Genomic DNA, 23039 nt, shown 5'->3' with positions numbered 1-23039 from the left:
TGAAATACTATTCGTTTCGGGGGGAAACCAATGAAACGTGTCAGACAACCTGGTTATCAGCACCACCGCGGCATCGCCTTGATTGCAGCGATGATCTTTCTGGCCATCTTTGCGTCGCTGTCGATTGGCTTTTTAAGCCTGTCCAGTGCCAACACGCAGATGGCGGCCAATCACAAGGCCGGCAATAACGCCCTGAATGCAGCCTTGTCGGGTCTGGACTGTGCGCTCTATGTCGCACGCAAAGCTTCGACCACCAATCCCTTGAAGACCGGGTATAATTATGTCACAGCAACCGAAGCCGACACGATGTGGTCCAAGCTGTGTTCGCAGTTGCAGACGGTCAAGCTGGGCAATGTGACGGTACCCAATGCCATGGCATTCACCGATGCCGGCGGTACCGGGATGCGTATTTTTACGCCTGCTTTTATTCCCTGTCAGAGCGGCGGTGCTTTTCAAATTACCTTTTGCCGATATAACAGCAATCCCAAACAAGTGGTCGTTCAGGTCACCGGAACTGATGAGGGCATCAGCCGGACACTGAAACTCAATCTGAACATCGTCAAAGATGCGACCGTGATGAACTATGCGCTGGCCGGACGCGGACGGATGTGGATTACCGGCGACACGACCATTCACGGCAGCATTTACAGCTCATGGAACCGGGCTGCGATCTCGCCTTTTAATATGACTTCCGATTCAAGGGTCGAAGGGACCATTAACACGGTGTTATCCAAAGAGACCATTCGGGCTCAGTCGTATCAGCTGGAAACCCTGGACAGTGACGGCAATCCCATGTTTGATGCGGATGGCAACCGAATCTATACCTCTGCTGACGAAATCCAGGGATACCACGAAGGCATTAACTACGGGGTTCCCGACCAGAGTAATATTCCCGGCCTGAGCATCAGTGATTACAATACATCGATGTATAAAAACGCGATTCCCAATGTCACAGTCCCTGCAACCGGCTCGCGGGTGGAAAACGGCAGAATTTCGACCACCGGCATCACCAAAGTCCGCGAGTATTTTCCTCATGCCGCGGGCAACTACAGCCAGCCTGCCAGCAGCAGCAGTCGCACGCTGGATCGCTATAAATATGAAAACAAGACTTTCCGAAATGTCGTATTAAACAGCAACAACAACGCCTTATTCAAAAACTGTACCTTTGAGGAAGTGCTGTATATCGACTGTTCGACCAGCACCAGCACCTATTACAACAATGTGCGGTTTGAAAACTGCACGTTTAACGGGGTCATCATTACCAACACCCCCAGCAGTCTGAACTGGCAGGCCAATTGTCTGTATTTCACGGGAACGGCGACATTCCAGAATAATTCTTCGATTCCCGAGGCGACGATTCTGGCTCCCCACTTCAACGTCAACCTGGGCAATACCAACCCCAACACCGGCGACAATAACATCCTGACAGGGGCCATTGTCGGCGGGATTGTGGACGTGCGCGGCAACGCCCAGATTTACGGCACCATTATCTCGATGGCCGATACGACCAGTTACACCTCGGGCTATGTTACCAACATCGGTGCCACGCTGAATGACGGCGGTTCGGAAACCACCGAAGCGGGGGATATTGGAACCATCGAAATTACCCCCGCGACGGAGAACCTGCTGCCCAGCGGGATCACCAGCCCTGTGATATTTAAACCTGCAACCGACTCTTATCAGGAATGCATTTAACCGACTTTAATCGAAAGGAAATATCTATGAAACGGATGATGATTGCACTGCTTTTACTGGTTTGCCTTGTGATGGTTCAAGGCAGCGTGTATGCCCACAGCCTTGCGTACAATACCGGCACGGTCGCTCTGAGTGACGGCGATGAGGGTGATATGCCTTCCGACGGCGACGGCGGCGACAGCTCTTCGGGCAGCGAAGCGAATGAGTAGCAAGCAGGGAGTGAACTCCTTTTCCAATAAGGCCGTCTGTGATTACACCTTCCGGGCGGCCTTCTTTTTGCGCTGTGGGCCGACTATGTTTTGTCCGCTCCCAGAGACAGAATAACCTCATAAAGGGCCTGTGTGCCCTGGGAGCCACGGCCTTTGGCAGCCAGGATACCCAGCAGCTCGGCGGCCAGGGCTGTCCCCGGCAGAGGCTGGCCGATTTTGCGGGCGGTTTCCTGCACCAGACGCAAATCCTTCAATTGCAAATCCACCTTGAAGGCGGGGGCGAAATCACCTGCCAGAATTTTCGGGCCCAGATTCACCAGGGATCGGCTGGAGGCGGCACCGGCGGAAGTGGCGGCCAGGGTCGTATCGAGATTCAGTCCTGCCCGTTTGGCAAAGGCCAGCCCTTCGGCAATACTCATAATCGTATGGATGACCATGATCTGATTCACCAGTTTGGTGGTTTGGCCGGAGCCGACCGGTCCGCACCAGGTAATCGCGGTCCCCATGGCATTCAGAACCGGGCGAATGGATTGCACAACCTCCTGCGGACCGCCAATCATAATCGAGAGCTTGGCTTCTATGGCCCCTTTCTGTCCGCCGCTGACAGGGGCATCCAGCAACGTGATATGTCTGACTGCCAACTGCTCAGCCATACGGACGGTGGCGTCGGGACTGATGGTGGAATGATCCACACACACAGCGCCGGGCTTTGCGGACTGAATCACACCGTCGGAACCGAGCAGGACTTTTTCCACATCGGGCGTATCGGGCAGACAGGTAAAAATGATATCGGCATTCTGGGCGGCCTGTGCAGGACTGTCGGCCCAGACGGCACCGGCGGCCAAAACCTCGGCGGCCTTTGACTTGGTGCGGGTATGGACCGTAACCCGGTAACCTGCCTTGAGCAGATTCAGGGTCATCGGAGCCCCCATAATCCCCAAACCGATAAAAGCCAGCTGCTGTGTCATCGGACTACCGCACCAGTCCCAGTCGGCGCAGGGTTGCTTTGGCCCATTTTCCGGCGCGAATCTGCGACCAGACAAACAGCCACACCACCACCAGCCAGAGTGCGACGAATCGCAGATAGCACATCACCTGCCAGAAGGAGGATAATTTTGCCTTGGCCGCCCATTCACACAGCAATTCCCTAGGCAGATAAATCGCTCCGGTAACCACCCCCGGCAACAGCACCTGCCAGGGCAACAGAATCACCAGTGCAAACAGCGAGATGAAGAACGCCCGGCTGATATGATTGATGCCGCCAAGTCTGCCGGTCAGCGAAATCTTCAGGCTCATCAGCAGCATCAGACAGTACATCGTCGAGGTAATAACCAGAATAAAATTGCACGCATTGACCACCATTATAACGGTATGACAGGATGGACGGATGCGGAAAAGTTCCGGCAGCGTGTCCTCTTGCGTCGAAGCCTGAGACCGTGACATAGCGTCTTGCGTCGCAGCTGGTGTCGCAGTCTGCTGGACCGGTTCGACAGTCAATGTATCCGAAGACAGATCGCCGGACACGACATTCTGTACCGACTCGGCCAGGGCTGTGATTTGGCTGGCAGCCTCAGCCACATCCGACGACCCCGCATCCTGAACAGCTGGGGAATTGACATTCAGAGTGCCGGCCCTGCCGACTCCGGCAACCGGCCAACCGCTGCCCGCGCAGGGACAGTCGGAGGTATCAATACGGCCGGCACGTTCCAGCCAGAATACGATGCCAGTGACAATCAGGCAGAGCATGATCACGACAAACAGAAAATTCTTCATGGAACGAATCGCGCCGATGGCCTCGAGGCAATCGGTCGTATCAATCAAATCAGGGGTTTTCTGCGGTTTATTATCTTCCATATAAGGGTCTCCTGTCAGAGCATTTTTCGAAATGCATTATAGGCGGCGTTAACCGTCTTTTCAATATCTTCCGTTGTGTGGGCCAGCGAGATAAACATCGCCTCGAAGGCACTGGGGGCCAGGTAAATCCCCTGCTCCAGCATGGCGGCAAAAAACGCTTTAAAGCGAGGCATATTGCAGGCCTTGACGTCGTCGAAATGGTGTACAGGCCGGTCGGTAAAAAAGCAGGTCATGATGGAGCCGACCCGGTTGATAGTCATAGGGATGGCAGCCTTGCGAGCAGCATCAGCCAGACCTTCGGCTAACGCGGCTGCGGTTTGCTCCAGCGTTTGATAGCAACCAGGGTCCTGGAGGATGTCCAGACAGGCATTGGCGGCAGCCACAGCCAAAGGGTTGCCGCTGAGCGTGCCGGCCTGATACACCGGCCCCAGCGGAGCCAGCAGATCCATAATATCCTGTCTGCCACCGACGGCAGCACAGGGCAACCCCCCGCCGACAATTTTACCCAGACAGGTCAGGTCGGGCTGAATGGCGTAGAGCTGCTGGGCACCGCCGAAAGCGACACGAAAACCAGTAATGACTTCATCGAAAACCAGCACGGCGTTATGCTCGGTACATAATTGCCGAATCTGCTGGAGATAGCCGGGCTGTGGGAGGACGACGCCCATGTTGGCGGCGACGGGTTCAATGAGAACACCTGCGATCTGGCCCTGATACTTTTTAAACGCCAGCGTCAGGGCGTGGATGTCATTGTATGCAATCGTCACCGTCTTGGCAGCCAAATCCGCCGGGACACCGGCACTGGAGGCAGTGGATAATTCCGCAACGCCGGAGCCGGCCCTGACCAGCATACTGTCGCAGTGGCCGTGATAGCAGCCAATCATTTTAATGAGAATATCCCTGCCGGTATAGGCCCGGGCCAGTCGGACAGCAGTCATCGCCGCTTCGGTTCCGCTGCTGACGAGGCGGACTTTCTGGATGGATGGATAAGCCGAACAAATTCGCTGGGCCAGTTCGATTTCGCCTTCGGTAGGGGCCCCATAGGAAGTCCCCAGTGCGGCGGCCTGCTGGACAGCAGAGACAACCGCCGGGTGGGCATGGCCCAGAATCATCGGCCCCCAGGAACCAACGTAATCTATATATTCATTGCCGTCAATGTCCCAGATTCGGCTGCCGCGGGCAGACCGGATAAAGACCGGACAAAGCTGAACTTCGCGAAATGCCCGCACGGGAGAATTGACCCCGCCGGGAATGACCCGGCAAGCCCGTTCATAGGCCGATTGCGAATGCGTAAAACACCTGATTATTTGTTTTGATTGTTCGCCCATTGAGCGGCTGAATCCTCAATACTATACCTTTTGCGATCACGTATTAACGGGACAAAGTATAGTATCTTTGTGAAAGTTTGTCCAAATCTTTCTTGCGTGGCGGGCTTGCGAGACACGGGAGCAAATGCGGTCCTGTAAATTGCAAGGTCATTATTTACAAGAGATTAGACATCAGCCAAGGGCTGGCAAGAATTAGAGTTTACGGTCCAATTTACGATAACTGATAGCCTCACTGAGATGTTCAGGACGTATATTATCGCTTTGCTCCAAATCCGCAATCGTGCGGGCAACTTTACAAATTTTGTCATGAGCCCGGGCGGACAGGCCAAATTCGGTCATTGCCTGCTTGAGCATCATTTGGCAGGGGTCATCCAGCTTGCAGCATTTCTGGATATCGCGGTGGGTCATAGTTGCATTGGTCATCAGGCCGTCTTTGCCGAAGCGGGCGGACTGGATGGCGCGGGCTGCAGAGACCTGCCGACGAATCTGCTCGGAGGGGGTGCCGTCCGGCCCGCTGCGAAGGCAGTGGAAGGAAACGGGGGCGACTTCACAGTGAATATCGATGCGGTCCAGCAAAGGGCCGGAGATTTTGGCCATATAACGTTCAATCTGGACCGGGGTGCAGCGGCAGCGTTTATGGTCGGAGCCGAAATAGCCGCATGGACAGGGGTTCATGGCGGCTATCAGGATGAAACGGGCAGGGAAACGCATGGTGCCTTTGGCCCGGTTGACCATCACTGTTCCTTCTTCAAGAGGTTGACGAATCATTTCCAGGACATTGCGGGGAAATTCAGCAAATTCATCAAGAAAGAGGATGCCGTGATGCGACAGGCTCAGTTCACCGGGGCGAGGATGGGTGCCACCACCGACCAGCGATGGGCCGGAGGCGGTGTGGTGCGGGGTTCGCACCGGACGTGTGGCAATTAACGCCTTGCCCTTCTCCAGAAGCCCCACGGCGGAATAGACACGGGTGGTTTCCAGCGATTCGGCAAGGGTCAAATCCGGCATAATGGTCGCCATTCGCTGGGCCAACATGGTTTTGCCGGAGCCGGGCGGACCAATCATCATGACGTTGTGCCCCCCTGCTGCGGCAATGGTCAGGGCACGTTTGACGGATTCCTGACCTTTGACATCTGAAAAATCGATATCGTAGGCGGACGACTGGCGAAACAGACTTTCTATGTCGATTACAGTAGGTTCTATTGGGAGCTGATCGGTCAAAAATGCGACAGCCTGGGCAAGGGAGCCTACGCCAAAGACCTCGATATCCTGCACTACAGCGGCTTCGGGGGCGTTTTCGATAGGTACAATAATGCCTTTGAAGCCTTGTCTTGCGGCGGCCATAGCCATACTGAGGACGCCGTTGATGGGTCGGACACGGCCATCAAGGGCCAATTCGCCGGCAATCACGTAATCGCCCATTTTATCAGTGGTGATTTTATCTCCACTGGCGAGGATGCCCAAAGCAATGGGCAGATCGAAGGCGGGGCCGGCTTTTTTGACGTCGGCGGGTGCAAGGTTAATCAGGGCAAGTGTTTCCGGATATCGGAAACCCGAATTTGTGATGGCACTGCGAACGCGTTCAATGCTTTCCTTGACGGCGGCATCGGGCAGGCCGACAATCATCGGTTTTTCGAGGCCATTTAGCGAAATATCGACTTCGACTTCACAGAGAATCCCCTCAATGCCTTCCAAAGTCACTGAATACAGTCGGGACAGCATACAGATCCTTTTAAAAAAGTCCTTCACACTCCTTACTTTCCGGATTGGCCAAACTACAGAACCATTCAGATAGCCTGTATTGTAGAGATTTTTTGTCCAAACGACAAGTGTTTTCCGGGTTGTTTTGGCGGGATTATTGTGGTAAAATGGCGAAAGTAAAAAAGTAATAATCTATCTGTTATTTTTTGAATGCAAAAATATTTTATTCATATTAAAAATAATGTTGCATTCAAGCCGATGATTAGTATATAATGACGTTTGGAATTATAGCTCTTTTTCTTCTATTTACTCTCTATATGTTTCAAAGAGCTAAAGCGGGACGATAATACTAAGTTATATTTTCAGAATTCTATTAGAACGCTTTAGCAAGGCTGGTACCGAAAGGTATCAGCCTTTTTTTGTGTGTGACTCTCCCCCTGTCGGATCATCGTTTCGACATTTTCAGTCGTGTTTTCGCATATCAACCACCAGTGCGGCCAGCAGAATATGCCGGAGCCGTTCAACCGTCAGTCCGTCCAAATAATCTTCGGTGAAATCCAGTTTGAGTCTGCCTGGAAAATGCAGCAACTGGTTTTTAACCTCCCTTTTACTCATCACTGCGATATCGCAGCACAATTTTTCGAAATCGGCATATCGAGCCATACCTGTTACCCCATGACGTATTCACAACTTTGTCCTCTATGGAAATGTCTTCGGACAGGAATGCGGGCGGGTTAACAGAAAAGATGACAAGAAATATATACCCAACGGGGATAATGATTCCGCGACGGCCACAGGCCGTTTTATGCCGCTGGTACCCACGGGGTAACGTTACCCAACGCAGCCGCAGTATATTGCTGCTGGAAGCTGGCGGCCCAAAGCTCTTTAGCCGGCACGAACCGGAAAATTTCAAGCAGGATTAGTATAAAAAAAGGCCGCGGTGGTTTTCACCGCGGCCTTTGAAACCTTTTACCTGGCCGAGTTACTGTGCCTGTAACGGTGTGCTCCACTGGCCCGTATTCTGCAGCGGGGAGCGGTCGCGGTACCGAACACGGTACTGATAACCGACGAACTGGCTATCGACTCTGACCCAGATGACATTGGGTGTCGGAGCGGTCCCGTTCGGGTTATTCGGGAGACCCGCCATATTGTCGGCATTTCTCCACATCGCGTCGGCACCTGTCAGAGCATCTCCATCAACACGCTGGAACTGATATTCGACACCGCTGGCATCGGTGGCTTCCTGGGCCACAATCAGGTGATACCAGATTCCGTTGACATTGACCTTGGTGGCACTGGTCAGAACCGCCGGATTCGGCTGCGGAGGCTCATTATCCACAGCCTGCGGAGTTGCCGACGCGGCGGCAGACCATGCCGTCCATGGGCCTTTGTTATAGCGGCAACGAACCTGATAAGTATAAGCCTGTCCGTTGGTCAAGCCGGTATCGGTAAATACCCACGGTGTTGTCGAGTAGAAGGTGTTTGCCGGCAGGTTGGTACTGTTGGTGTGGTTCTGCACGGTAAAGATGACCGAACCACCCACAGCCGTCGGTCCAACAAATCTGGCATACTGATATTCCAGTCCCAATGCAGCAGACGTGGTAATCTGCAGCGCCGTCATGGTAATCCGAGTCTGATCCACAGGTGCAGGCAGAGTCGTCCACTGCATCACCGGGTTGACCACGGGGTTCAACGGATCCGGCTGCGGGAAGTACTGTGAACCCGGAATTCCAACCTGAGTCACCGCGGCAACCGTGGTATTGCCCATCGGGTCGCGAACCTGATATTGGAACTCATATGGGTCGCCAAAGATCAGACCACTGGAGATCGTATAGGCAGGATCTGCCAGCCATCCACTGTCGGGACCGCCAACCGGATTGACACAGACGAAGCGATACTGCAACTGACTTTCGGAGAACCAGTTATCTTTGGTGGGTTGTCCTGTCAACACCAACCGAGTGGGCGTATTGAAGGGCGCCACAATGGGATCGACCAATGCCCACGCCGGAGCCGTCGGACCTGCGTCATCGGCTTCGAGCCAGCATCGTGACAGAATCGCCACATCATCCAAGTCAACCGACGCATCATAGTTGAGGTCTGAGCCACCGCACCAGGTGTTCAGGTCACTGCAGTCAAACAGCCAGTGCACAACCAGCACAGCCAGATCATCCACTCCAACCTGTCCGTTCAGGACCAGGTCGGTCATGACACAATTGGAGGTACCCTGCTGGATTGAATAGTGATAGCCCATATCAACGATTCCCTTATCCAGACCGCCAAGAACGTTGGTGGTATAGGTGTCCAGCCCAAGTGTACCCGAAGGCATTGAACCGGTGCTGATGCAGGGTCCGCTCTGGTTGAGGTAGTAATTGCCCAATCCATCGGGGTGGACCTGGAATCCGGGGTCGGCGTTGATATTGCCTACCCCCCAATTGAGGGTCGAACCGGAAGCGACTCGAACCGAAGAAATGGTGTTTCCGCCCTGAACATTGCTATAGGAGATGCTCAAGGTCGCCGGTCTGGGATCAGCAATATATCCAGCCCCAACCGTAATCTGTGATCCTTCAGAGGCATTATTGCCCCAGAAGATACTATCAATAACACTGACATTGCTGCTATAGGCACAATACAAGCCGCCACCTGAGCCAGGACCACTGTAGTTGCCGCCGCGTCCGATGGACTGGTTGGCTGCAAACGTACAGTTGGCGAAACTGGAGACTGCAAACCAGTTGACTGAAGCCCCGCCGCCGTCCCGCCGTCCCACGTTGTTGTCGAACAGGCAGTTGAAGATACGCGAGTTGACAGGCACTTCACCGGTGACATAAAGACCGCCGCCGGAGATGTCGGCCAGGTTGGTCGTAAAGACCGAATGGCTCAGCTTGAGGTCGGCGCTGCCGACAAACAAACCACCGCCCATACCGGACGCGGCCAGGGTTTGATAGATTGTCGGCGGGTCAGTTTCATTTTCGCCAGGAATCACGTTGGCCGGCGGAGTCACCGCTTCATTACGTACAAACCGGGTATTGGTAATCTCGATGGTGTCGTATTCGGCATAGATACCCGAACCGGTATAAGCAAAGTTATCAAAGGCATTGCAATCCACCACGGTAGTCTGCGACTTATAGGCAAACAGACCGCCGCCGACCGCCGCCTCGTTGTTGTTGAAATCGCACCGCGTGAATACCACATCGCAGGCATTTTCGTAGGCAACCGCACCGCCAAAGCTGACATGGAATGTCATCGGCAGTTCAACGGTAACGCGATCGGCTGTGTTGTTATTAAACTTGCAATCCGTAAATTCGAGTGCACAATCCTGCAATGCAAATACGGCACCGCCAGCTGTGGGCAGATCAATCTGACGAGACGGTGTCGGCATGTCCGTCGCACCAATGCCGGTCAGACTACCATTGGTTCTGTTATTTTCAAAGACACAGCTGATGAATTTGGCTTTGGTGTCATAGGCACAATACACTGCGCCACCGTAACCGCTGTATCTCCAATACTCTTCATAGCTGTCTTTGTTGGGCGATCCGGACCGGGCATTGGCATACTCCGATGAGGCCAGAAACTCTTCCCAGTTTTTCCACTTACTCCAGCCAAACCACTTTGCCCAGACGTCATAATCATATTTGCCGAATAATTCGGAGTAGAAGTAGTAAGTATCGCCTTCTTCCCAGCCATCCCACCAGCCAAAGCTGTCATAGCTGTTTTCGATGGACTCAGACCAGGTCAGACCGCCGCCACGACCGCCGTGGGCCCCCTGGAATCCAGCACCACCGTTGCCCCCTGTACCGCCGAGGGCCTCATTGCCGGTAAAGGTACAATGATCGAAGGTGACATTACTGCTGAAGCCAGCATAGACAGCACCGCCATAAGCCCGGCCCGGCCATCCGCCATCGCCGCCGGTGGGATGCGCTTGACATCCGGCAGCGCCATCCTGACCATCGCCGCCCTGAGCCCTGTTGTTTTCAAAGCTGCAATAGGCGAAGATTGGAGAGCCTTCCACCACCGTTACCGCACCGCCGAGCACACTGCCGCCATTGGCGCCATCCATCACAGAGCCGCAAGTGAGCGTTTTGGCCGAGGCAATACCCCTCCAGCGGCATTGGTCAAAGATCACGTTACGAATTGTCGGGTTACCGCCAACGATATACATCTGGCCATAACGAAGCGTAATGCCTTCGATGACAGCTTCAGCAGGGGCATTGATCAGAGAGAATTCATAATGCTCAAACGCCGTCGCTCGTACGATTTCCGGATCCGCCGGATTGGAACTGGTGATTTTAATCTTTTTGCCGTTAAGGCTGATCGTAACCAAAGCGGCATCATAGTCGGTACCGCTGACGCCAGTGTCGCCCACTGCCGGGACATAGCGTCCGGGCAGAATGACGACGGTATCACCATCTTTGGCCAGATCCACAGCCTGCTGGACATCCATCAAGGCACTGGAGCCGCCAACCAGATAGGTTTGCCTCTGACGAACCAGCACGGTGATCGTCTTATTGGAGGTCATAACCACATAGTTGGTAGCCTTATCGGAGGTATCATTGACTGTACCGCCACTCCAGCCAGTGATGACATAATCGGGTTGAATGGTGGCCGTCAGCGAGACTTTCTGACCCATATAATAGGTCTGGGCCGACGGAGTAACCACACCTCGATTATCCTGAACATACGCCGTCAGGGTAAAGCGAGGCATGATATTGGCATTATCCACATTATAATAGTGATAGCCGATATCCACTATTCCGCTGTCGAGGATGACGGGGTCTCGGGCGTCTGTGGTATAGGTATTCAGTCCGAGGCTCAGTGCCGTCTGACTGCCGGCATTGACGGCCGGGCTGGATGGATTGAGGTAATAATCCCCTAATTTACCGGATACAAACAGCGGATTAGCCGCCAGATTGGCCGCATTGCCCGCGATGGCGTTCAACTGCGACACCGTCAAGGCAGAGGCTGTCTGAGCATCGAAATAGTCCCCGTTGGGATTGCTGTAGAACAGACAGTTCTTGACCGAGGCATTCGCCGTGGACGGCTGTTCATAGATCGCAAACTTGCTGTTGCCGCTGAAGATGCTGTTGGACACGGCGGCCACACTACTGTTGCTGATAAACAGGCCGCCGCCCTTGCCGTCGGTTGTATTGCCGACGATGGTGCAGTTATTGAACGACGGACTGACACCGTTGGTCATGGCCACCGCACCGCCGGTCAGTTTGGCGTAGTTATTCACCATCAGACAGTTATCGATCTGATGCCTGATAACCGCGTTGCCGCTGACCAGAGCAATCGCACCGCCCTGGCCCTGGCCGCTTTCGGCACGGTTTTCAACAAAGACCGAATCGACAATCGTGGCACTGGTATTCAGACAGGCCAACGCCCCGCCGAACCCTTCGCCGGTCACTGCCCGATGATAATACGACAAACCGGTTGCGGTATTGCCGCTGAACAGCGAATTGCCGATCTGGGCAACTCCTTCGGACATGTGCACGGCACCACCGCTCCAGGCTGTGTTATTAATGAAGTAGCACTGATTCAAGGTGCCCTCAAAATTCTGTGCATGGATTGCACCACCCCAGTTGCCGGCTTTGTTGTCGGCAAAGGTACACATCGTCAGGGTCATTTCCAGCGTGCGGGTGTTCGGGTCGGGGATGTAATAATACATATCGATCGCACCGCCGTTGGCTTCGGCTTCGTTGGCACCAAAGCTGCAGTTAATCGCTGTGAAGTCCGACTTGGCATTGATGGCACCGCCATAGGTCTTTGAGAAGTTTTTGTTGAAGCTGCAATTTTCAAAGACGACATTGCGGCAGTCCTCGCCGATAAACACGGCGCCGGCGCTGATGGTCAGGGCTTCCGGATAATACTGTTCATAAAGCTGCAGGACCCGTTCCGGCTGCAGATAGAAATCCAGGAACGTCTTTTGCCAGTCATAGTTGTTTTCGAATACGCAATCCTTGACATACACGCTGGTGTTTCGACCGATATCCAGAGCGCAGCCGCCATTGTTTTTAAAGACCAGATTACTAAAGTTTTCAATGGTGCTGTTGGGATCAATGGTAATTGCACCACCGCGAGTCAGGAACTGATATTCTTCGGAGGTCTGGGTAACCTGCTGGTCTCCCACGACATACTCCGTAGTGAGGGAATCTGCTTCAAAGGCTTTGTTGCCGTCGAACACGCAATTGACAACGCTGGAGGTCGCCCCTCTGCCAAGGGTAATCGCACCGCCGCGAATCATTCCGAAGGATAACGCATAGCCGTCAGTGCCAGGCGTTGAGGGGTTATACGGATCCGGATATTCCGCCCCATTTCCTTTGGCACCGCCGGTGCCGGCATAACCCTGGCGGGCGTAGTTGTTTGTAAAGGTACAGCCGGTAATGACGGCATTGCATTTTTCTTCAGCGTAGATAGCACCGCCAACCCCATCACCGATCCCGTTGCCGCCATCGCCGCCCCAGCTTTCACGACCGCTGCCGTCGGCATTGCTGCCATTGCCGCCGTTACCGCCGCAGCCGCCAAAGGCTCGGTTTTCCGTGAAGATACAGTTTTGAATCAGCGGCGAACTCCGGTCCAGAATCGCAATTGCACCACCGTATCCATTGCCTTGCCCATCACCACCGTGGCCGCCGCTTTGGCCATCCTCGTTGCTGCCTGGCGTTGCAGTCCGGCCATTGGCGCCGCTGCCACCCCAGGCGGCGACGACCTGGCAATTATAGAATACGCAGTTGCGAATAATCGGTGAGCTGCCGTTTTCAATCAGAATGGCACCGCCGAAGCCGTCTCCGATGGCATCTTCGCCACTATTTGCGCGATCCGGCGGGGTGGGAGTGATCTGAGGATCATTCGGCACAGGTGGATTGGGAATTGCCGCGTCCTGGCCCCGTTGTCCAATCCAGAAGGCATTCCGAATGGTAAGGCCCTGGATGATGGTATTCCGGCCTTCGCCACGGCCGATTCTGAAGGCCCGCTGCGGGGCATACCGAGATCCCTGGCAGTCAATAATCGTGTTGGCCACCATCACCGGGTCATTGGGGTCTTCGGAGGTAATGATAACGCTCTTGCCCATCAAATCCAGACCTTCACCGGTCGGCGTGGCAATCGTATAAGGCAGATTGGGCCGCGGCGCCAGAATAATGGTATCCTTGTCGCGGGCCGCCGCCAACGCTGCATTCAGCGTCGGATAGTCTGTGGGGACCAGTCGATTGCGCGGGACATCCAGTTCAAATTCAACCTGAATGGTTCGATTGCCGCTCATCGTGACCGTATTGGTATTGCCGGTCAGGGTGTCATCGTCGGTTCCAACCCAGCGTTTAACCCGGTAGTTGTTCTGCGGGGTTGCCGTCAGAAGAACCACCGTTCCCTGTTTAATCATGGCCATATCGCCGGAGGTTGACACGGTCATCGAACCGGCGGGAGTCCATTCGGCCTTGAGGCTGCCGTAGGGATACTTATCCGCAATATAAACCGACGCGGTCAGCAGATAATCCCGCACCGCCAGAGCTGCATTCTGATGATAGCCGATATCTATCACACCGGTATCAGGCATATGATCGCTGCGAGTGGTCCCGATATAACCAAAGGTATTGGGGTCCATCAGACTCAGGCTGGCTGGATCGCCGGCATTGACACAGGGGCTGACAGCCCGCTGGCCGGCCTCGATCTGACTGAGGTAATAGGTTAAATGAATCGGAGAAGTGTCATCTGTTACACGGACAAACAGCGGGTCGTGGGCTTCAATATCATCTCCCATATTCCCGCCGAAATCCAGCCACAGGGGATCCCCGGGAGCTTCATAAATCTGAGCAAATCCACCCATAATATTGGAATAAGACGCAATCAGCGTAGTATACGGATTGCTGATCTGTGCAGGATCGCCAAGGGCAATCTGATTCCCATAGAAGGCGATATTATCCCAGACGATCGTATTGGTCAGCCAGGCGACCGCATCAAAACAGCCAATACCGCCGCCAAAACTGTACAGTCCGCTGGTACTATTATCAACGATCGTGCAATTGTACACATTTACAAAGGCCGAATTGACGGACATGCCGCCGCCGCCAAACTTGGATGCATTTCCGTTAATCAGGCAGTTGCGTACAATCTGATCCTGATCATCTCCGGCATGCAGGCCATAGCCTTCGATAAACAACCCGCCGCCAAAACCCTCGGCCGCATTGTCGGTCAATTTGCAGGACCGAATCAGGAATGAGCTGCCGAGGGCATACACGGCTGCACCGTCGCCGCCAACCTGGCCGGCATTGACTGCGGTGTTGTTGTAAGCCGTCAGATTATGCAGCAGAACATCGCTGTCATAGAAATACAAGCCGCCGCCGTTTTGAGCCTGGTTGTCGTACATCAGGCTGTCTTCACAGACCAAGACCATACGGCCCAAGGCAGCACCTGCCCCGTAAGCAGCGGTGTTGCCGGAGAAAGTAACCTTCTTGAAGATCACTTTGTTATCTGTCGAAGGAATCTCATTGAAGGCATAGACGCCGCCGCCGGCACCAATGTGATAGGTCAGATTGGTGTTGGCCGTGTTATTACTAAAAAACGAATTCTCGATACTCAGCGTGCCCACATTCGTATTGGGTCCCTGCGCGCCGGACTCATCCCAGACACATTCTACCGTATAGCAATAGAATCGTGTTGAGTCCTGGGGCGGAGTGGGAGACTGTTCTTCCCACTGGAATTTAATCAAGGATTTCACCTGCCGGCGTGTATCCTTGAAATAACCGAATATAATATCTTTCTGTGTGGTGTGGGCGGAACGATTGAATTTGCGATCGATCGTCAAAATGTCTGGATACACATTATTCTCACCCCTGCCAATTACATATCCAACAAATAAATCATCAACCGGTCGTCTTGCCGGAGATTGTGTTCCCTGCCAGAAAATACCGCCGCCGTCGCCTGCACCATCGTCGATGAGATTAGCAAGCCGATCCATACCCACGGTATTGCCGCTAAATTCACAGCCCACAAGTGTAACCTGGCAATTGGGTGAGCTGAAAATAGCGCCGCCGTCATAGCCGGCCGTATTGCCCAGAAACTGACAGGTCTCATAGATTACGGTGGCGGGAACCTCTTTTTCCTGGACTACCACCCGACGATTGTCCAGATACCCTTCGATCAAATCGGGTTCTTCAACAGGATCGCCAATGACAAAATCGGCACTGGCGATAAAGTCACCGCCGCCAAAGTCCCAATAGGATATATTATCTCGAATAATCGTATTTTTCACTGTCGCACGGCAACCGGACTGGTAAAAACACGCGCCGGCAGCCGTTCCCGTTGTACGGTACGGGGAATACCCGCCCTGTCGCATTCCGCCAGGGGATCCGGAACCGGGGTTGCCGGATGTTGCACCTATCCCGCCATCGCCGCCCCGCCCCCGCGGAGCACCGTTGCCGCCAGTGCCGCCGTCGCCGCCGTTGCCGCCGATACCAGCAATCTCGCCATCTCCGGCATTGCCGCCAGAACCGCCAGATCCACCCGCTCCGCCAGCCATCCCTTCGGCACTGCTGTCGCCGCCATTACCGCCATTGCCGCCGCGATAATCCTCGGAGGTGCGAACGTCTGTTGGCATAGCCATATTGCCGCTGAACAAGCAATTTTCAGCAGTAATCGCTGAGTTGGGACCATAATAGATTGCGGCCCCATAGGCATAAAAGCCATTGGAGCTGCCGTCGCCGCCCCAGCCGCCAAAACCACCTGAACTGCCATTGCCGCCGTTACCGCCATTGCCGCCATAGCTGCCAACGCCAACTCGCACCGAGCATTGATTGATGGTCACATTAGTCAATCTGATGGTATTGCTGCCTTCGGTGAAAATGGCGCCGCCATAGGCATTGCCGCCAAAGCCGGCGTTGCCGCCAAAGCCGCCATTGCCGCCGGGATTGTCTTGACCGCCGTCACTGCCGTTACCGCCGTTGCCGCCGGCCCCACCGTTACCACCCCAGGCCCGGCAATTTTCAATGACGGTATTCAGAATGACCGGCGAACTATTCCGTCCGCAATAGATGGCCCCGCCGCGGCCTTCACCGCCATCGCCACCATCGCCGCCATCGGCTCCGGGAGCGCCGGAGCTGGCCCCATTGCTTCCATTTTGACCAATCGCATTGCAATTTCTGAAAACACAGTGATTGATCGTCGGGCTGGCACCGTCGCCACAATAGATCGCACCACCGAACGCATTAGCCCCGTTCTGCCCGGGATTGCCAGGTGCAGTAAAGGGACTATTGACCGCATAGGCATTGATAATCGTCAGGCCGTCAACCACCATGGTGTTATCATGGCCTGCTACAAATAAAAACGCTCTGCGCTGATCATTTCCACCGCTGCTGTCGGATCCCTGGCAATCAATAATCGTGGCCGCCACGACAGCCGGGTCTTCAGGATTTTTGCTGCGAATGGTAATGTTCTTGGCAGTACCGGCTCCCGTAATGGGCGACAGGTTGCGATTGCCGCTAAATCGATAGGTACCAGGATGAATGACAACCGTATCGCCATTGTTGGCCGCGTTAACCGCATCTGAAATGGTTGCATAGGGGAAGGGCACTTCCAGCGTCCGGGCCTGAGGTGCCAATAAGACCTTGCTTTCTTCCGAAGGCGTTGTGGTATTGTTGGCCGCAGACTTGTCTCGAACCAGAACCACATAGTGATAGTAATAGCCCGGAGCCTCGCTGCTCAGACCGGCTTTGACAAATGCCGTACCCGCCTGCCAGCCGCTGCTGAGTGCCGAAGGATTGCCTGCATATCGCGGATCTGTTGTCGCGGTACATTCAAATTTATATTCAACCCCGCTTTGGTCGTAGTGTGTTGCCGCTTCCATTGCAATGGAGGTCGAACTGATTTTGCGGGGCCTGGCTTTCCAGCGGGCCGGATTGGGTGCCGGGGGCAGGGTGTCGGAACCTACCGAGGTTGTCGCGGAACTGGACACAGACCATTCGGTTTCGTTTTTATTGATGGATTTATCGCGGGCCTTGCAGCGGAAAGTCAGGGTTGTCCCCTGGGGTACATTGGTACACTGATACAGAGGGCTGTCCTGCCAGGCCGTGCTGTCAAAGGCATCATTTTCGATGCAATCAAAGAAATATTCAACGCCGGATTTATCCGTAGCATCAGCCGCCCGCATCACAATATGCGACGTCCCTGTCGCCGCCGGGGCGATATCCCACTGGGCCGGATTGGGCGTTGGAGCGATCGTATCACCGCCGCTGACTTTCTCAATCGCTGCCTCAATATTGACCAGCGGACGGGTAATAGTCGGGGCATTCTTATCGGTTGTCGGCGTGCCGGTTAAATTGAAAAGCTGAAGGACTTCAGATTGCGTCAGATAGTTGCCTGTTTTTTCGAAACTGGCCTGCTGCAGCACAGCTATCACGCCGGACACATAAGGTGTCGCGCACGAAGTACCGTTAAAGCAGCTCATCCAGTTGCCGGCATCATAGCCATTCACACCCACGATATCGGTTGTCGTGGTACAGTCCGCCGGGGCAAAGACATCCAGGAGTACACCGGTATTGGAATACGGCATCACCATCCCCGCTGCATCAATACCAACATCCACGCCTGCGGCATCCGATACAGCACCGACTGCGATGGTGTTGGAACAGCCTGCCGGCAATGCGATGCCCTCTTTAAACGAATCATTCCCGGAGGCAACCACAACAATCATCCCCGCCGCAACGCAATTCTTGGCAGCCTGTGCTTCAAGGGGCATCATCGCATCGGCAACCGCTTCGTCATTGACCGGGAAACTGAATCCCCAGCTATTGCTAATTACCAGAATCGGGTTGGAAGGATCGTCATATTTGTGTGTAACACACCAGTCCCACGAGGCCGCACCGCCATCATTTGTCGGGTTACCGGTTACATCATCGGAAATCTTCAACGCATAAATCTTGGCATCCGGAGCGACACCGCCAATATAATCTCCGGCTTCCATATAACTGCCTGCGGCCACACCCGAAACGCAGGTTCCGTGAGCCTGAGCAGCTCCCGGAAGAACAGGAGCGGGGTCATTATCCATATTGCCGAAATCATAGCCGCCAATCACCTTGCTGTTGGGGAATCCACCATTGCCCAGGGCCGGATGACGATAATCCGTGCCGCTGTCGACAATCGCTATCGCCACACCTTTTCCAGTGTATTTGAAGCGATAGGTCAACCCCTTAATCAAGGCAAGGCCCTGCTTCATCTGAAATGCAACATTCACAACCGGCTGAATATAACGCACCTTGTTATTGGCAATCAGCTTGTCCAGCCCGGCCTCGGTAATCGCCCCTGAAAATGCTGCGATATTGTCGTATTTATACCGCAGGGTAAATTCGCCCGTCGTCAGCGTGGACAGGACCTCATTCTGCTTGGTTTTGATTGCCGACTGCAGCGTGGCCAGGGACGTTTTGGAATTCCAGTCGGTCGTACTGCGGATCGCTTCCGGCTCGAACAGGCCGACGATCACAGGAACCTGGCTTTGCCCTGAGGCAAAACCGCTCTGGATTTTTGCAGCATCCGTAAACTTGGACGACCCATAATTCACAGCCGTCGCGCTGGATACCATCATCAGGCCAGCCAGCAATACACACCACACACTCATACGATTCATGACACCCTCCATACGGAAATAAGTCCTGATTCTCATATTCGCCTTTCCGAATCACATTCCAAGAAAACACAAGACGTCCCTGCCTTCAGAGGCGCTGTCAGGGATTATCGATTGTCTCTTAGAATCGGAAAAAGTCCCCATTGAGATTAAGCGGAAATTAGCACAAACGATACAAAAAGTCAAGAAGAATATAGAGTTACGACTCCCAACAGCCCACCCAAAACCGATATTATAGGACGTTTTTACAACATTCTGTTTAAACCTTTGCTCTACCCCCCAAAGACCAATAACTATTCAGTTCCCACTATTAGTAACTGATTTGATGATCCGATTTCAAATAAAATCTGAATTTTATGAAAATTTTTGGATTTTTCTTCACTTTTTTGCAAAATTTGATATACCCTTCACGATTTTATTTGTCTTGTCCCAGAATCTGGCCAGGGCAATCCCTATAAGCGGTATATATTAAGGTATGCATGTTGAATAGAGATACGTTGTGTATATCCATGCTCTAAAATCCAGACTTGCCGGTCAGGTCGCAATACCTGCCTCTAAATCCCACACCATTCGGGCTGTGGCGATAGCCTCTTTGGCAGAAGGACAAAGCATCATACGCAACCCGCTTTATTCCCACGATACTCTATCCTGTGTTAGTACTTATCGTGCCTTGGGCGCGACCATCGATACAACCAATCCGCTTGGATGGGTCGTAAAAGGAGTCTCCGGCGAAATTAACTACTATAAAGAGAGCATTGATGTCGGAAACTCTGGAACCACTTTCGCCATTGCCCTGGGTTCCGCAAGCCTGGCGGCTTCAGACAAAGAAGTCATTTTTACAGGCGACTACCAGATACAAAACCGACCAGTTGGTCCCCTTTGCACAGCGTTGACTCGGCTTGGAGCATGTTGCCAGCCTGTCAAGAATAATGACTGCGCCCCAGTTCGAGTCAAAGGGCAATTGTCGGGCGGCAAAGTCAGCATTCATTGCCGGACCAGTCAATATCTCAGCAGTCTTCTGCTGGCGTGCCCGCTTGCAAATGGGGATACTGAGATCGAAGTACCTCTGCTGTACGAACCGGATTACGCCAAAATGACTCTGGATTGGCTCGACAAGCAAGGCATTCGCTATTCGCGTCAGGAAATGGCACATTTCTCTATTTCCGGACGACAGAAATACACTTCTTTTGACTTGCCAGTGGCTGCTGATTTTTCCAGCGCAACTTTCTTTTTGTGTGCCGGAGCATTACTGGCCGACGAGCTGATGCTGACTGGGCTGGATTTTTCCGATAGCCAACCCGACAAAGCCGTGGTGGATTATTTACAGCAAATGGGGGCAGAGATCACCGTCAGCCCTGAGGGCGTCCTGGTCCGAAAATCCTCTCTGAAAGGGATCGATATTGATATGAACCGGACACCAGACGCCCTGCCGGCCATGGCCGTAACGGCGGCATTTGCATCCGGAACAACACGATTGCTCAATGTCCCGCAGGCCCGGACCAAGGAAACAGATCGTATCGCCTGTATGGCCAAAGAGTTAACAAAGCTTGGCGCAGATGTCGAAGAATTGCCCGACGGCATGGTGATTCACGGCGGCAACAAACTTCATCCTGCCGCCTTTCACGGCTATGATGACCATCGTATCGTAATGGCCTGTGCCATTGCCGGGATGTGTCTTGACGGCACATCAACGGTGGATACAGCAGAGGCTGCCGGCGTTACATTCCCCGATTTTGTCCCGCTGATGAACAGTATCGGCGCCAAGATTAATCTGTCTAAGTAAAAATGAACCATTTATGGAGTTTACCCGTACACAATCACTGCGCGTACTGAATAGAAGAAAGGTTAGGGAGTCCTGTTATGACCCAGAAACGATTTGAAATTGAAGGCCGCCAAATCATCCTTCATACCCCCGGTTCGATATGCACCACCGCTGGCGAACTGCTTCACAGCGAGGTTTTTGCCAGGGTCGTTGATTTATACTGCAAAACACTCCAAAAACAGGACTCGCCGGTATGGACCCTCTTTTCGGGCTTATTCGGCAGCCATTGTTCGGAGAAGATTATCGCGCTGCTGATTCAGCTTGCCGATATTTCGCTGGCGGATCTGGCAGACAATCAAACCGAACTCAAACCGCTTCTGGACCGCCCCAATCGCCTTCGGCTTCATGAGTTTGTCGAAGGGCTATACGACTTCTGGCGATCGTTTGACCGCTTTATGGTGCTGCACTCCGAACCCGGCAAGAGCAGTTTTGAACGCCGGCCCTATCGGTCGTTTAACGTCACCGTTGAAACGCTGACGCATATTGTTCGCGGCACGTATCGCGATATCTGTGAAAATATCACCGGGGACCATCCCCGCATTTACCGCCAGGTTTCAGCCGGCTGCGACATCGGTTTGATTGCCGTACCGCGTTCGACCACTCTGCCTGACAACTATGCATCCCTGCTCAATCAGATTCCGTTCATTCGTCAGGTCTGGATTGCCCCGCCGATGATCATCGATCCGCCGATGAATAAACGGACCGGTGAATTCAAGAAAGTGGAAAAAAACCCGATTGATGGATTACATCTGGATGCGACCAAGTGGCTTTGTTACCCTGCCCAGGTCGGACCAATGGTCATTTTTGTCTATTTCCACCAGCGGATGATTGATTTGGGATGTTCGCTGTCGAATCTGTTTGAGCTGGCCACCGACGAACAAATCGCCAAAGGCCCTGATGCGGTTTACTTATTCGGTACCGATCCGGAATTTATGAAACAGTATGGTCCCATGCCGACAGTCTTCTATGAAGACAACCCGCATCATCTGTTAGTCGCCGCAGTACCCTGCGAACCTCAATATGGATACTTCGGCTATCTGAAAAAGATGGTGCTGACGCTTCACAATATCGCGATGATGAAAAAAGGCCGGATGCCCTACCACGGCGCCATGGTGCGAATTACCCTGAAAAACGGCAAATCCGCCAATATCGTTCTGATTGGCGATACCGCCACAGGCAAATCCGAATCGCTGGAAGCCTTCCGGCATATCGGCAAAGACTATATCCGCGAATTGCGCATCATAGCTGATGATATGGGCTCTTTCGAAATCACCGCTGACGGCGTTATCCGCGGGTATGGTACGGAGATCGGCGCCTTCGTGCGTCTGGATGACCTTCAGGCCGGATATGCCTTTGAGCAAATCGACCGCGCCATCATTATGAGTCCTCAGAAAATCAATGCCCGCGTGGTCCTGCCGGTCACCAACCTGGATGAAGTCCTGCATGGGTACGCGGTGGACTATATCTTATATGCCAACAATTACGAGCAAGTGGACCAGGAACATCCTGTTCTGGAGCAATTTGATTGCCCGCAAAAGGCGATCCAGATATTTCGGGACGGTGCCAGCATGAGCAAAGGAACAACAACCTCGTCGGGTCTGGTCCATAACTATTATGCCAATATTTTCGGCCCCCCGCAGTACAAAGAGCTTCATGACAAACTTGCTAACGCGTTGTTCCAGGCAGCATTTGCCAAAGGGATATTCGTGGGTCAGATGCGAACGCGGCTGGGTATTGACGGGTATGAAACCGCCGGGCCGGAACAAGCCGCCAAAGCTCTGTTTGAACAAATTTCCAGGGGCTAAGCCAAACAGGTCTTCCCAGCA

Annotated in this window: 10 protein-coding genes; 4 read left to right on the top strand and 6 right to left on the bottom strand. The window is 53.5% G+C overall.

The window, feature by feature from the left end:
* The first annotated feature begins 30 nt into the window (after window positions 1–30).
* Both ACQ9LF_RS05015 and ACQ9LF_RS05010 read left to right on the top strand, forming a co-directional pair.
* Window positions 31–1695, top strand: coding sequence for a pilus assembly PilX family protein (locus ACQ9LF_RS05015; protein WP_462488281.1), 1665 nt, complete (start codon window positions 31–33; stop codon window positions 1693–1695).
* Between the two features lie 26 nt (window positions 1696–1721).
* Complete coding sequence (locus tag ACQ9LF_RS05010; protein WP_462488280.1) at window positions 1722–1904, top strand: hypothetical protein; 183 nt, start codon at window positions 1722–1724, stop codon at window positions 1902–1904.
* Window positions 1905–1987: 83 nt separating this feature from the next.
* On the opposite strand, the gene ACQ9LF_RS05005 is transcribed toward ACQ9LF_RS05010, so the two are convergent.
* The 6 genes from ACQ9LF_RS05005 to ACQ9LF_RS04980 form a co-directional block, all read right to left on the bottom strand.
* Entirely contained in the window at window positions 1988–2872 is an 885-nt protein-coding gene (locus ACQ9LF_RS05005; RefSeq protein ID WP_462488279.1) for an NAD(P)-dependent oxidoreductase, read from the bottom strand.
* Between the two features lie 4 nt (window positions 2873–2876).
* Window positions 2877–3758 carry a hypothetical protein gene (locus ACQ9LF_RS05000; protein WP_462488278.1) on the bottom strand — a complete coding sequence of 294 codons (882 nt, stop codon included), beginning with the start codon at window positions 3756–3758 and terminating at the stop codon, window positions 2877–2879.
* Between the two features lie 14 nt (window positions 3759–3772).
* The gene (gene hemL / locus ACQ9LF_RS04995; protein ID WP_462488277.1) at window positions 3773–5086 is read right to left on the bottom strand and encodes a glutamate-1-semialdehyde 2,1-aminomutase; all 1314 of its coding nucleotides are present in this window, start codon (window positions 5084–5086) and stop codon (window positions 3773–3775) included.
* 192 nt (window positions 5087–5278) lie between these two features.
* The gene (locus tag ACQ9LF_RS04990) at window positions 5279–6808 is read right to left on the bottom strand and encodes a YifB family Mg chelatase-like AAA ATPase (RefSeq protein WP_462488276.1); all 1530 of its coding nucleotides are present in this window, start codon (window positions 6806–6808) and stop codon (window positions 5279–5281) included.
* A 441-nt stretch (window positions 6809–7249) separates the two neighbouring features.
* Window positions 7250–7450, bottom strand: coding sequence for a hypothetical protein (locus ACQ9LF_RS04985; RefSeq protein ID WP_462488275.1), 201 nt, complete (start codon window positions 7448–7450; stop codon window positions 7250–7252).
* A gap of 319 nt (window positions 7451–7769) precedes the next feature.
* Window positions 7770–19394, bottom strand: a complete 11625-nt coding sequence (locus ACQ9LF_RS04980; protein ID WP_462488274.1) for a S8 family serine peptidase — start codon at window positions 19392–19394, stop codon at window positions 7770–7772.
* Window positions 19395–19890: 496 nt separating this feature from the next.
* On the opposite strand from ACQ9LF_RS04980, the gene aroA reads away from it, so the two are divergent.
* Window positions 19891–21174, top strand: coding sequence for a 3-phosphoshikimate 1-carboxyvinyltransferase (gene aroA / locus ACQ9LF_RS04975; protein ID WP_462488273.1), 1284 nt, complete (start codon window positions 19891–19893; stop codon window positions 21172–21174).
* A 77-nt stretch (window positions 21175–21251) separates the two neighbouring features.
* Window positions 21252–23018 (top strand): phosphoenolpyruvate carboxykinase, encoded by a 1767-nt coding sequence (locus ACQ9LF_RS04970; RefSeq protein WP_462488272.1) that lies wholly within the window; start codon window positions 21252–21254, stop codon window positions 23016–23018.
* The last annotated feature ends 21 nt before the right edge of the window (window positions 23019–23039 follow it).

It is taken from the genome of Anaeroglomus insulsum, assembly GCF_050689095.1.
In the GTDB taxonomy this organism is placed as follows: Bacteria; Planctomycetota; Phycisphaerae; order Sedimentisphaerales; family Anaerohalosphaeraceae; genus Anaeroglomus; species Anaeroglomus insulsum.
This window is presented reverse-complemented; position numbering and strand designations above follow the sequence as displayed.

What these genes read in the sequence shown, in the direction of transcription:
- ACQ9LF_RS05005 (WP_462488279.1), bottom strand. Translation starts at nt 2,872, where the DNA reads ATGACACAGCAGCTGGCTTTTATCGGTTTGGGGATTATGGGGGCTCCG.
- hemL (WP_462488277.1), bottom strand. Translation starts at nt 5,086, where the DNA reads ATGGGCGAACAATCAAAACAAATAATCAGGTGTTTTACGCATTCGCAA.
- ACQ9LF_RS04990 (WP_462488276.1), bottom strand. Translation starts at nt 6,808, where the DNA reads ATGCTGTCCCGACTGTATTCAGTGACTTTGGAAGGCATTGAGGGGATT.
- ACQ9LF_RS05000 (WP_462488278.1), bottom strand. Translation starts at nt 3,758, where the DNA reads ATGGAAGATAATAAACCGCAGAAAACCCCTGATTTGATTGATACGACC.
- ACQ9LF_RS04980 (WP_462488274.1), bottom strand. Translation starts at nt 19,394, where the DNA reads ATGAATCGTATGAGTGTGTGGTGTGTATTGCTGGCTGGCCTGATGATG.
- ACQ9LF_RS05010 (WP_462488280.1), top strand. Translation starts at nt 1,722, where the DNA reads ATGAAACGGATGATGATTGCACTGCTTTTACTGGTTTGCCTTGTGATG.
- ACQ9LF_RS05015 (WP_462488281.1), top strand. Translation starts at nt 31, where the DNA reads ATGAAACGTGTCAGACAACCTGGTTATCAGCACCACCGCGGCATCGCC.
- ACQ9LF_RS04970 (WP_462488272.1), top strand. Translation starts at nt 21,252, where the DNA reads ATGACCCAGAAACGATTTGAAATTGAAGGCCGCCAAATCATCCTTCAT.
- ACQ9LF_RS04985 (WP_462488275.1), bottom strand. Translation starts at nt 7,450, where the DNA reads ATGGCTCGATATGCCGATTTCGAAAAATTGTGCTGCGATATCGCAGTG.